This window comes from Paenibacillus sp. 11B (assembly GCF_030487755.1).
GTDB lineage: Bacteria > Bacillota > Bacilli > Paenibacillales > Paenibacillaceae > Paenibacillus > Paenibacillus vandeheii.
In genome coordinates this window covers 223989-237154 of the sequence record NZ_JAUKNS010000006.1, presented here as the reverse complement: position 1 = coordinate 237154, position 13166 = coordinate 223989, and the positions used below count along the sequence as shown (strand labels likewise).

The 13166-nt window shown below is 47.2% G+C and carries 9 protein-coding genes and 1 other RNA gene; all 10 read left to right on the top strand.

All coding sequences use genetic code 11. The features are described 5' to 3' along the window. Window positions 1-427: 427 nt before the first annotated feature. The 10 genes from Q0V21_RS25230 to ssrA all read left to right on the top strand — a co-directional run bounded on the left by Q0V21_RS25230 (window position 428) and on the right by ssrA (window position 13154). Complete coding sequence (locus Q0V21_RS25230) at window positions 428-1453, top strand: sugar-binding transcriptional regulator (protein WP_024629504.1); 1026 nt, start codon at window positions 428-430, stop codon at window positions 1451-1453. Window positions 1454-1560: 107 nt separating this feature from the next. Continuing rightward, window positions 1561-2568: a type I glyceraldehyde-3-phosphate dehydrogenase gene (gene gap, locus Q0V21_RS25225; RefSeq protein WP_056695277.1), complete on the top strand. Its 1008-nt coding sequence runs from the start codon at window positions 1561-1563 to the stop codon at window positions 2566-2568. Between the two features lie 149 nt (window positions 2569-2717). After that, window positions 2718-3899 carry a phosphoglycerate kinase gene (locus tag Q0V21_RS25220; protein WP_024629502.1) on the top strand — a complete coding sequence of 394 codons (1182 nt, stop codon included), beginning with the start codon at window positions 2718-2720 and terminating at the stop codon, window positions 3897-3899. A gap of 33 nt (window positions 3900-3932) precedes the next feature. Then, window positions 3933-4685 (top strand): triose-phosphate isomerase, encoded by a 753-nt coding sequence (gene tpiA, locus Q0V21_RS25215; protein WP_301881139.1) that lies wholly within the window; start codon window positions 3933-3935, stop codon window positions 4683-4685. Next, on the top strand, window positions 4685-6229 hold the full coding sequence (gpmI, locus tag Q0V21_RS25210; RefSeq protein WP_024629500.1) for a 2,3-bisphosphoglycerate-independent phosphoglycerate mutase: 1545 nt from the start codon (window positions 4685-4687) through the stop codon (window positions 6227-6229). The genes tpiA and gpmI overlap by 1 nt, the downstream gene beginning before the upstream one ends. A gap of 240 nt (window positions 6230-6469) precedes the next feature. Then, a complete protein-coding gene (gene eno, locus Q0V21_RS25205) occupies window positions 6470-7756 on the top strand; it encodes a phosphopyruvate hydratase (protein WP_024629499.1) in 1287 nt (428 codons plus the stop codon). 229 nt (window positions 7757-7985) lie between these two features. Continuing rightward, the gene (gene secG / locus Q0V21_RS25200) at window positions 7986-8219 is read left to right on the top strand and encodes a preprotein translocase subunit SecG (RefSeq protein WP_024629498.1); all 234 of its coding nucleotides are present in this window, start codon (window positions 7986-7988) and stop codon (window positions 8217-8219) included. Between the two features lie 451 nt (window positions 8220-8670). Further along, complete coding sequence (gene rnr, locus Q0V21_RS25195) at window positions 8671-11448, top strand: ribonuclease R (protein ID WP_301881137.1); 2778 nt, start codon at window positions 8671-8673, stop codon at window positions 11446-11448. A 178-nt stretch (window positions 11449-11626) separates the two neighbouring features. Beyond that, on the top strand, window positions 11627-12109 hold the full coding sequence (gene smpB, locus Q0V21_RS25190; protein WP_024629496.1) for an SsrA-binding protein SmpB: 483 nt from the start codon (window positions 11627-11629) through the stop codon (window positions 12107-12109). A 682-nt stretch (window positions 12110-12791) separates the two neighbouring features. Next, window positions 12792-13154, top strand: a transfer-messenger RNA (tmRNA) gene (gene ssrA, locus Q0V21_RS25185). The last annotated feature ends 12 nt before the right edge of the window (window positions 13155-13166 follow it).

Below are 13166 nucleotides of genomic sequence, written 5' to 3'. Positions count from 1 at the left end.
TCAAATATGTGACAGCAATAATGATTATAGCTCATGAGTAATTTAATTGCAAGCAGATGCTCGCTGTTTTGGTTTGGATTACTCTGAAATGGATCATGATGAAGATAAGTGGATAAAGAGCGCAAATAGGTAAATGCTAAAAGAGGTTTGGGACATACTATATGAAAAACAAAAGCGAGCAATATGTAGATGAGATTTTTGCTTTCCTTCTATATATAGTATCGGACAGGTTGTTCTCGACTTGGGAGATTGACATTGTGAAAATAGGCGCGTACAAACGCCTGAAACGTGTCGAATTAATGCTTCGAAACACTTGCATGTCGCGTCAGTTTTAGGTAGAATAGACGTGGGACTTAAAAAGTTAACCCGGGACGTTTTAGGGCCATGAAAGAGAGCTTGGAACGAGAAGCTTGCGGGAGTGGAAAGCATGCGAACGATTTTAGAAGTGCAAAAGCAGCTTCTGCCTGATCTCATGGATGTCTTGAAGAAGAGGTATACGATTCTGCACCAGATCATGTTATCGGATGTGATCGGACGAAGAACGTTAGCTAATTCCATGCAGATGACCGAGCGGGTTCTGAGGGCTGAGACCGATTTGTTAAAGGCTCAGGGACTTATTGAAATTGACAGTGCAGGGATGAAGATCAGCGAGGCGGGGCATGAATTGCTGCAGCAGTTGGAACCCGTCGCCAAAGAGCTGTTTGGATTATCCGAACTGGAAGAGCGCATCAAGCAAGCCTACGGTCTGCAAAAGGTAGTAGTGGTTCCTGGCGATTCGGACATTTCTCCATTTGCCAAACGGGAACTGGGCAGAGCCGGAGCGAAGGCTCTGGGTAATATTATGAGTGATAATGATGTTGTCGCCGTTACTGGCGGTTCAACAACGGCTGGAGTGGCAGAGCAACTGACTCCGCCAACATCGCTGAAAGGTGTCTGGTTCGTACCGGCACGCGGCGGGTTGGGAGAAAGCCTCGAAATTCAGGCCAATACGATCGCATCCACGATGGCTAAACGGGTAGGAGCCCAATACAAACTCCTGCATGTACCGGATTTGCTTAGTGATCACGCCTACGAATCACTAATCCAGGACCCTAGTGTTCAGGAGATTCTACAGCTGATCCGTAAATCACGGATCGTCATTCATGGAATCGGTGATGCCGTAGAGATGGCGCGGCGACGCAAGCTTGCACCTGAGATTATCGATGAACTTCAGGAGCAAGGAGCCGTATCGGAATCCTTCGGTTATTACTTTAATGATCAGGGTGAGGTGGTACATACCATGCTTACGCTGGGCATGCGACTTCAGGATATTGAGCGGACCGATGTTGTGATTGGGATTGCAGGTGGCAAAAGCAAGGCTGCTGCCATACATTCCGTCTTGCGATTTGGTCAGGAAGATATTCTGATTATTGATGAGGCTGCTGCCGAAGTCATCGTTGCCGAAATGGAATAAGGCTTTATTTTGCACCACAAACATTGTTGTCTTGACGGACTTCACCGTCTGTCTTGAATATATAAGCTTCATAAAAAAATCAATCAAAACTTGGGAGGAACTTACTCATGATTAAAGTAGGTATTAACGGTTTTGGACGTATTGGTCGTTTGGCATTCCGCCGTATTCAAAATGTAGAGGGCATTGAAGTTGTAGCAATCAACGACTTGACTGATGCTAAAATGCTGGCTCATTTGCTCAAATATGATACAACTCAAGGTCGCTTCGATGGCGATGTTGAAGTACACGACGGCTTCTTCAAAGTGAACGGCAAAGAAGTTAAAGTATTGGCTAACCGTAACCCAGAAGAACTGCCATGGGGCGACCTCGGCGTAGATATCGTTCTGGAATGTACTGGTTTCTTCACAACTAAAGAAGCAGCTGAGAAACACTTGAAAGGTGGAGCTAAGAAAGTTGTTATCTCCGCACCAGCTACTGGCGACATGAAAACCATCGTTTACAACGTAAACCATGAAATCCTCGACGGTACTGAAACTGTAATCTCCGGCGCATCTTGCACAACAAACTGCCTGGCACCTATGGCAAAAACACTGCAAGACAAATTCGGAATCGTTCAAGGTTTGATGACTACAATTCACGCTTACACTGGCGACCAAAACACTTTGGATGCTCCACACCCTAAAGGTGACTTCCGCCGTGCTCGTGCAGCAGCTGAAAACATCATCCCTAACACAACTGGTGCTGCTAAAGCAATCGGTCTGGTTATTCCAGAACTGCAAGGCAAACTTGATGGTGCAGCTCAACGTGTACCAGTAGCTACTGGTTCCCTGACTGAGCTCGTAACTGTTCTGGGTAAAAAAGTTACTGCTGAAGAAGTTAACGCAGTAATGAAAGAAGCTTCCGATCCACAAACTTTCGGATACACAGAAGACGAAATCGTATCTTCCGATATCCAAGGAATCACTTTCGGTTCCCTGTTTGATGCAACTCAAACTAAAGTTCTGACTGTTGGCGACCAACAATTGGTTAAAACTGTAGCTTGGTATGACAATGAAATGTCCTACACTGCTCAACTGGTTCGCACTTTGGAGCACTTTGCAAAAATGATTAAGTAATATCTGCAATAACATAGAGCGGAAACAGATGCTATTGTTTCCGCTCTTTATATATCAACATTTTGCAAATTTCTCAAAAACACCAGGATTGACAAGGGGTTTCAGCTCTTGATTGGTCCAACAAATACATGGGTGCGGAGGAAATACAGATGAACAAAAAAAGTGTACGCGATATCGAATTGACAGGAAAACGGGCTTTTGTCCGTGTAGATTTTAATGTGCCGCTCGAAGATGGTAAAATTACAGATGACAAACGTATTCGTGCCACGCTTCCTACGATCAATTATTTGATCGAAAAAGGTGCTAAAGTTATTTTGGCAAGCCACATGGGTCGTCCAAAAGGCGAAGTGGTTGAATCCATGCGTTTGACTCCAGCTGCTGAACGTTTGTCCGAATTGCTCGGTAAAAAAGTGGTTAAAGCGGATGATTCCGTTGGCGAAACAGTAAAAGCTCAAATCGCTGAACTGAACAACGGCGACGTATTGTTGCTTGAGAACGTTCGTTTCCACGCGGGTGAAGAGAAAAACGATCCGGAACTCGCAAAACAATTCGCTGAACTGGCTGACGTATTCGTTAACGATGCATTCGGCGCAGCTCACAGAGCACACGCTTCGACAGAAGGTATCGCTCACTTGTTGCCAGCAGTATCCGGTCTGTTGATGGAGAAAGAACTTGAAGTGTTGGGCAAAGCAATCTCCAACCCTGAGCGTCCTTTCACAGCAATCATCGGTGGTTCCAAAGTTAAAGACAAAATCGATGTAATCGACAACCTGTTGAACATTGCAGACAACGTAATCATCGGTGGCGGTCTGACTTACACGTTCTTCAAAGCACAAGGACATGAAATCGGACAATCTTTGTTGGATGATTCCAAACTGGATGTTGCTCTTGGTTTTATTGAAAAAGCGAAAAAATTGGGCAAAAATTTCTACCTACCGGTAGATATTGTTGTATCTGACGATTTCAGTGCAAGTGCAAACACACAAATCGTTGGCATCGACGGCATCCCTGCAGATTGGGAAGGCGTGGACATCGGACCGAAAACACGTGCAATCTATGCTGAAGTAATTAAAAACTCCAAGCTGGTTGTATGGAACGGACCAATGGGCGTATTCGAAATTGAACCTTTCTCTAACGGTACACGTGAGGTTGCTGAAGCTTGTGCAGAGACAGAAGCTTACACCATTATTGGTGGTGGTGACTCCGCTGCAGCAGCTGAGAAGTTCAAATTGGCTGACAAAATGGACCACATCTCTACAGGTGGCGGTGCATCGCTCGAGTTCATGGAAGGCAAAGTGCTTCCTGGCGTAGTTGCATTGAACGATAAGTAAGCTTTAAGCTATAGCATGAAGGAGTTGAAAACCATGAGAACACCGATTATCGCAGGTAACTGGAAAATGTTCAAAACGGTTTCCGAATCCAATGACTTCATTCAGGAAGTTAAAGGAAAAGCGGAAGTTGAAGGCGTAGAGACGGTTATTTGCGCACCGTTTACGAATCTGCCGTCCCTGGTAGAAGCCGTTAAAGGCACAAACATCAAAATTGGTGCACAAAATCTTCATTTCGAAGACAATGGTGCATTCACAGGTGAAATCAGCGGCGTTATGCTGAAAGACCTGGGTGTGGATTATGTCATTATTGGTCACTCGGAGCGCCGTCAATATTTTGCGGAAACCGATGAGACTGTCAATAAAAAGCTGCATGCAGCATTCCGTCACGGATTGACTCCAATCTTCTGCCTTGGTGAAACGCTTGAAGAGCGTGAAGCCAATCAGACGAAAGACGTATGCAAAGTGCAAACAGAAGCAGCTTTGGCAGGTCTGACTGCTGAGCAGGTAGCACAAGTGGTTATCGCTTATGAGCCAATCTGGGCGATCGGTACAGGCAAATCCTCCACTTCCCAAGATGCGAATGAAGTTATTGCTTACATTCGTACGCTGGTGAAGGATCTGTACGACCAAAAGGTAGCAGATGCAGTTCGTATTCAATACGGCGGCAGTGTTAAACCTGAGAACGTAACAGAATACCTCGGACAAAGCGACATCGACGGCGCGCTTGTTGGCGGTGCCAGCTTGCAGCCGGCTTCGTTCATCGCGCTTGTTGAGGGGGCGAAGTAATGACAGCTCCAAAACCTGTAGCACTGATCATTATGGACGGCTTTGGTCTTCGGAACACGGTGGAAGGCAACGCGGTAGCGCAAGCCAAGAAACCGAACTATGACCGTTTTATGAGCCAATTCCCTCATACAACGCTCACTGCTTGCGGTGAAGCTGTAGGTTTGCCAGAAGGGCAAATGGGGAACTCCGAGGTAGGTCACCTGAACATTGGTGCTGGCCGGATCGTATACCAGGATTTGACTCGTATTTCCAAATCGATTCGTGACGGTGAGTTTTACGATAATGAAACACTCGTTAAAGCTGTTCGCGAAGCGAAACAAAGCGGTAAAAAGCTTCACTTGTATGGATTGTTGTCCGATGGCGGCGTACATAGTCACATCGACCACTTGTTCGCTATGCTGGATCTCGCCAAAAAAGAAGAAATGAATGACGTATACATTCATGCCTTCATGGATGGCCGTGATGTTATGCCAGATAGCGGTAGAGAATTCATGCAGAAGCTGATTGCTAAAATTGAAGAAGTCGGTGTAGGACAAATTGCAACGGTTCAAGGTCGCTACTATGCGATGGACCGTGACAAACGTTGGGAACGTGTTGAGAAATCATATCGTGCCATCGTTTATGGTGATGGACCAAAATACACTGACCCACTCAGAGCGGTTGAAGAATCGTATGAAAAATCCGTATTTGACGAATTCGTTGAACCAACGGTTATCGTTAAAGCGGATGGCCAACCGGTAGGCTTGGTGGAGAGCGGCGATTCCGTCATTTTCCTCAACTTCCGTCCTGACCGTGCGATCCAATTGTCGCAAGTATTCACGAACCAGGATTTCCGTGGTTTCGACCGTGGTCCGAAGTTCCCTGTGGGCTTGCATTTCGTGTGCCTGACGCTGTTCAGCGAGACTGTTGAGGGTTATGTGGCTTACTCGCCTAAAAACCTCGACAACACGCTGGGTGAAGTGCTGGTACAGAACAACAAGAAACAATTGCGTATTGCAGAAACTGAGAAATACCCGCACGTAACCTTCTTCTTCAGCGGCGGCCGTGATGTTGAGCTTCCAGGCGAAACACGCGTGCTGATCAACTCACCAAAAGTTGCAACGTATGACTTGCAACCGGAGATGAGCGCGTATGAAGTAGCTGACGCATGTGTTCGCGAGATTGAAGCAGACAAACATGATGCCATCATTCTGAACTTCGCTAACCCTGATATGGTTGGTCACTCCGGCATGCTGGAGCCTACGATTAAGGCAGTAGAAGTAACAGACGAATGCATGGGCCGTGTTGTGGATGCAGTTCTCGCTAAAGGCGGCGTTGTGCTGATTACTGCGGATCATGGTAACGCGGATATGGTGTTCGATGAGCAAGGACGTCCGTTCACGGCTCACACAACGAACCCGGTTCCATTCATCGTTACAGATGCGAATGTTACCCTGCGTGAAGGCGGAATCCTCGCGGATATCGCTCCAACGATTCTTGACCTGATGCAATTGCCTAAACCGGCTGAAATGACAGGTACATCGGTCATTGCTACCCGTAAATAATATAATTTTAATAGGTTATTGAATAAGGCTAAAGTTAAACCTTAACGAAGCGGGCAGAACCGATCTGTAGAAGCGAAGCGGTCGCCTTTATCACATGATTTCAACTTATAAAAATAGGTTCAATGAAATCAGGGGATAACAGCGATCGGAAGACGGTACTGCACGCGGAGTGGCTTGGTGAAACCCGATTGTTCTGTACGTATTAAAATAAAATTCCACATTAAAAGGAGATTATCACTCATGACTATTATTTCTGACGTGTACGCTCGCGAAGTCCTCGACTCCCGCGGTAACCCTACAGTTGAAGTTGAAGTATACCTGGAGTCCGGCGCAATCGGACGCGCTATCGTACCATCCGGTGCATCCACTGGTGCCCACGAAGCCGTTGAGCTTCGCGATGGCGACAAATCCCGTTACCTGGGTAAAGGTGTTCTGCAAGCTGTTAAAAACGTAAACGAAACAATCGCTCCAGAAGTAATCGGTATGGATGCATTGGATCAACTGGGTATTGACAAATTGATGATTACTTTGGATGGTACGCCAAACAAAGGTAAACTGGGTGCGAACGCAATCCTGGCTGTATCTATGGCTGTAGCTCGCGCAGCTGCTGACGCTCTGGACCTGCCATTGTACGTTTACCTGGGCGGATTCAACGCTAAAGTACTTCCAGTACCAATGATGAACATCATCAACGGTGGTGAGCATGCTGACAACAACATCGACGTTCAAGAGTTCATGGTTCTTCCTGTTGGAGCACCAAGCTTCAAAGAAGCTCTTCGCGTAGGTGCAGAAATCTTCCACAACCTGAAATCCGTACTGAGCTCCAAAGGCCTGAACACAGCTGTAGGTGACGAAGGCGGCTTCGCACCGAACCTTGGTTCGAACGAAGAAGCAATCACTACAATCATCGAAGCGATTGAAAAAGCAGGTTACAAACCAGGCGTTGACGTATTCCTGGGTATGGACGTAGCTTCCACTGAGTTCTACAAAGATGGTAAATACACACTTGCTGGCGAAGGTAAATCTTACACTTCCGCTGAGTATGTTGACCTTCTGGCTTCATGGGTTGAGAAATACCCTATCATCACCATTGAAGACGGTATGTCCGAAGACGACTGGGATGGTTGGAAATTGCTCACAGAAAAACTGGGAGACAAAGTACAACTCGTTGGTGATGACTTGTTCGTAACGAACACAGAGCGTCTGGGTAGAGGTATCGAAGAAGGTATCGGTAACTCCATCCTGATCAAAGTTAACCAAATCGGTACATTGACTGAAACATTCGATGCAATCGAAATGGCTAAACGTGCAGGATACACTGCTGTAATCTCTCACCGTTCCGGTGAGTCCGAAGACAGCACAATCGCTGACATCGCTGTTGCAACAAACGCGGGTCAAATTAAAACGGGTGCTCCTTCCCGTACAGACCGTATCGCGAAGTACAACCAATTGCTTCGCATTGAGGATCAACTGGGTGAACTGGCTCAATACAATGGTCTTAAAGGTTTCTACAACCTCAAAAAATAAGTTGTCTTCTGACAACTCTTGGGCAAGCCGGTTAACCGGCTTGTCCTTTTTATTTGTTTTTGTTAGATGCATTTCAATACCCATAAATATGGATACTGTTCACTGAATATTTGAGTATCAGTGAATTGAGAGATCGCCACTACTTGTATCACGCTAATTGCTGTGTTACAATTAAAGTAACTGTTTTTATGGTGAGATGTTATGCCCACATGGGTAGGAGGTGGAATGAATGGATATTGCTTTGAAATTGCTGCTCGTCGTATTTTCGATCGGTCTAATCACTGTAGTATTGCTGCAGCACGGAAAAAGCGCTGGTTTGGCGGGTGCCATCTCCGGTGGTGCGGAACATCTTTTCGGTAAAACGAAAGCGCGCGGACTGGATCTTTTCTTGCAACGTGCAACGGTTGTACTGGGTGCAGGATTCTTCATTTTGTCTATTATTGTTACGGTTGTGTCCAAGTAAGAATCGGATATATGCCTGAACAATTCAATAGCTTGAGCGTAATCGCTTAAATGATTACCTTCGTTTCGAGAAGAAACGGAGGTTTTTTAATAAATTCATCCATGACCAGTCTTTTCCAATGAACCACACGATTTTGATCTTCGATTTCTTCTCACTTCCGTTCGGTTACCTTCCTACATATTCGCCCTGTTCTGGGCCGTTTCTTTCTGTCTGTTCGAGAGCAAAAACACATGTAGCATAAATGCTGTTATGATGCATGAAAGCGCGCTTATTCAAAGGGCCATGCATATTCAGTTTATTTTGCAGGGTACGGATGCGCCGGATTGAATTCGTGTATACTAGGGTATGAGATAGTGAGGCCTGAGTTAGACGGCTTTTCTATTGGTAAGGTTTCTGATACATAGAGAGACGAGACAAGATTACACTTTTATGTTTCCCGAGGTGAATATTAATGATAACAGAACAACAATTGCTCGACTTCATGCGGGAAACCGCTTATAAACCGATGACTTATCAGGAACTGGAACAGCACTTCGAGATTGAAGACGCGGCTGATTTCAAAGCCTTTTTGATTATGCTCAATACGCTGGAGGAATCCGGCAAAGTCCTGCTGACCCGCAATAACCGCTATGGCATGCCAGAACGCATGGATTTGGTGCGTGGACGTTTGCAGGCTCATGCGAAAGGGTTTGCTTTCCTCATCCCTGAGGATCGGGAGCACCCGGATGTGTACATCCACGCCAATGATATGAAAAGCGCCATGAATGGTGATACGGTGTTGGTTAAAGTGACTTCTCAAGGACCTTCCGGTGGACGTTTGGAGGGTGAGATTGTCCGTATTGTTACCCGTGCGGTTACGCAGGTTGTTGGTGTATTCCAAAGTCACGAGGTGTACGGTTTCGTTATACCGGATGATAAGCGGATTAACCGGGATATTTTCATCCCGCGTCCGAACTTCCACGGGGCTGTTGATGGACAAAAAGTTGTTGCAAAAATCGTCAGCTATCCAGAGGGCCGGGCAGCAGCAGAAGGTGAAGTGATCGAGATTCTCGGTCATAAGGATGAGCCGGGTATTGATATTTTGTCCGTAATCCGTAAGCACCAGCTGCCAGAAGCCTTTCCGGATGAAGTCGTGGAAGAAGCCGAAAAAGCGCCAGACGCCATTACGGAAGAAGAAATTGTCCAACAGGGTCGCCGCGATCTGCGTGGGCTGAATATCGTTACGATTGATGGCGAAGACGCCAAGGATCTCGATGACGCTGTCAACGTGGAGAAGTTGCCGAACGGTAACTATCGTCTGGGCGTTCATATTGCCGATGTAGGCTATTACGTGCGGGAAAACTCCAAGTTGGATCAGGAAGCGTACAACCGCGGATGCAGTGTGTACCTGGTGGACCGTGTTATTCCGATGCTGCCACAACGTCTGTCCAACGGGATCTGTAGTTTGAATCCGCAGGTAGATCGCTTGACGTTATCTTGTGAAATGGAGTTCAACGACCAGATGAAGGTTGTGAAACACGACATCTTTACAAGTGTGATCAAGACCAAAGAGCGGATGACGTATTCCAACGTTCGCAAAATTCTTGAAGGTGAAGAGCCTGAATTGTTGGAGCGTTACAAGGATTTGGTGGACGATTTCCACTTGATGAAAGAGATCGCTTTGAAGCTTCGTGCGATGCGTATGCGCCGCGGTGCGGTTGACTTTGATTTTGAAGAATCCAAAATCATTGTGGATGAGGAATGCAAACCGGTTGATATCGTGAAGCGGGAGCGTTCGATTGCGGAGCAAATCATTGAGGAATTCATGCTGGCAGCCAATGAAACGGTAGCAGAGCATTTCCACTGGTTGAAGGTTCCGTTCATCTATCGTGTGCATGAAGATCCAGATCAGGAAAAACTGCAAAATTTTCTCGCCTTTGCGGCGAATTTCGGACATCACGTCAAAGGACGTGGCAACGCGATTCATCCACGGGCGCTTCAATCCCTGCTTGAGGATATTAACGGAACGAAGGAACAGACGGTTATCAGCACAATGATGCTGCGTTCCATGAAGCAGGCGAAATATGACTCCGAGATGTCGGGTCACTTTGGTCTGGCAGCAGAGTTCTACAGTCACTTCACATCACCGATCCGTCGTTATCCCGATCTCGTCATTCACCGTGTTATTCGGGAAGTGATTGAGAACAATGGGGCTTTGCCTGAGAACCGTCAGGAGTATTTGGCTGGACGTATGGCCGATATTGCGCAGCAGTCCTCGGAACGTGAGCGTGTGGCGGTTGAAGCTGAACGTGATACAGAGAAAATGAAAAAAGCGGAGTACATGCTTGATAAAGTCGGCGAAGAGTTCGAAGGCATGATCAGCAGTGTAACCAGCTTCGGTATGTTCATTGAACTGGAGAATACAGTAGAAGGTCTGATTCGCCTGAGTGCGCTCACAGACGACTATTACCATTTTGACGATCAACATATGGCTCTGATTGGCGAACGTACATCTAAAGTCTTCCGCATCGGTGATGAGGTGAAGATTCGTGTGGCCCGTGTGAGCATGGAAGAGTACACGATTGACTTTGAAATGGTCGACATGAAACCTCGCGGTGAACGTCCAGGTGGCTTCAGTGGTGGACGGGGCGGTAAAGGTGGACGTCCTGCTGGTGGCGGAGGACGCGGTGGAGCGAAGAGTGGTTCCGGTGGATTCAGTGGCTCGCGTGGTGGTAAAGGTGCCCCAACTGGTGCTGCAGGCAGCCGTGGTGGCAGATCAGCCGATGAGAGCAGCAAAGGTGGTCGTGGCGGCCGTAGCGGAGCTTCGAACACAGCAGGAAGCGCAGGTGGCAAAGTTGGCGGTAAACCGAGAGGTGAGCGTCGTACTGGAGACGCCGGCGGATCAGCGGGTCGGAGCAAGGGAGCGGTAAGCTTTGGTTTTGGCTCAGGCAAAGGCGGCTATAGTACTACAGCAGGTGGCCAGGAAGGCACTTCAGCTGGTGGTCAAGAGAATGGTCTGAACAGCGGCAGCAGTCGCGGTGAGGGAAGCTTCAAATCCGGTAAAGGCGGAGGTAAAGGTGGCAAAAGCGGTAGTGCACGCAAAAACACCTCACCTAGCGGAGTGTTTATCGGCGAAGGAGCTACACCAGGCGGTGTTCAGGAAGGCGGAGCACCACGCCGCAAGCGCAAGAAGAATAAAGGTGCACCTGCCAACGGAACGGCGGCTTTTGTACGGAAGAAGAAAAAGTAATCGGGTTTCGCTGAGCATGAAATGAGTGTAATGAGGAGGGGCGGCGCAGACCGCCTCTTTCTTGATTTTAACAGCGGTACTTGCTACAATTAAGGTCTGGCATGTGGTACCTGAGGAAATTGTGGTGCGCTGCTGTAGAGCATGGTACCGGCTTATTTTACGGAGAAGGAGTGAGGACATGGGCAAGAATGATGGACAGAGTAAAGTGCTTGCACAGAATAAAAAGGCTTCCCATGACTACTTCATTGAAGATACGTATGAAGCGGGCATGGTGCTTACCGGAACGGAGATTAAATCTCTTCGTAACGGCCGTGCGAATATTGGCGATGCTTTTGCCACGATTCGGAACGGTGAGATTCATATTCACAATATGCATATTAGCCCTTTTGAACAAGGGAATCGTCATAATCCAATTGATCCAACCCGTACACGCAAGTTGTTGATGCATAAAGTGCAGATTCACAAGCTGCTTGGGCTGTCGAAGCAGGACGGATACAGTATTGTACCGCTGAAGATCTATATTCGTAACGGGTATGCAAAGCTATTGCTCGGGCTGGGTAAAGGTAAGAAGCAGTACGATAAACGGGAGTCTGCTGCAAAACGCGATGCCCAACGTGATATTCAACGGGTTCTGCGCGAGAAGCAGAAGGTTGCTCGTTGATTTGGATTTGCGATTGCTATGTGTTGAATGGCGCACGGTAAGTTATTTAGTGATAAGTGCGTTATGTTAGAAATAAGGATCTCAGGTTTTGCCCGTATTGGGGTGGATCTTGGGATTTTTTGATTTGATAAAAGAGTCCTTGCTACGGGGGAGCGGTGTAATGGTTTGGCGCATCATGCTGACCTGCCGTACGGCCAAGTCTGTCAGATTATTGTGCCAGTTCTGATATGAGATACACCAGTTGTTGCCACGTCCTGTCTAATGAAATTGTTAGCAGTGGTACCGGGTAAACTTGTGAGGATTGCTGGAAAGAATCGTGGGAGTAAGTTTGCTGATGGCTGCGTACTTTGTTCGGATCATGGGTAAGATAGTTAAGAAAGCTGTTCATGCTCATGAATTGTCTGCACTTCGGTACTCAACTTTACTTCGCTTGAGGGACGCGGTATAATATGTAGACGATTGAGCCTCATATGTGTGTTGGATAAACTTGCACAGTTGCTCAGCCTGCTGGAACGTCTTCCAGCAATCTGTACTATATCGGTGATTGGTCCTGTGTTATGATGTTCTTGTAGCAGACAGGAATGCCGAGTTTGAAAGAAGCATCTTTTTACCTTGGAGGAAAAAGATGTGCAGCACCTTTGCTCCGTATTCACGGATTAATCCTGGAGCCCTTCTTATATGAGGGGGCGTTTATGGATTCGACGGGGATAGTTCGAGCATGGGTAGCGGGTAGTGGGGACGCGTCCACTTCATCAACGCTAAAGCCTATTAAACGGCAAACAACAAACAAACTACGCTTTCGCAGCCTAAGAAACTGTGTGCGTGCTTCTAACCTGCATCGCCCATGTGACAGGATTAGGGGCTAACAAGTAGTGGGATACGCTGTCACATCTCCGCCTGGGGTGTGCTGAAGAAGACAATCAGGCTGACCCAACGTATAGCCGGTTACAGGGCGATACTCGGGTGACATCAAAACTGTGACTACACCCGTAGAAGCTTATGTGTCGTTATCTTCGGACAGGGGTTCGACTCCCCTCGCCTCCAAGATGGTACTTAA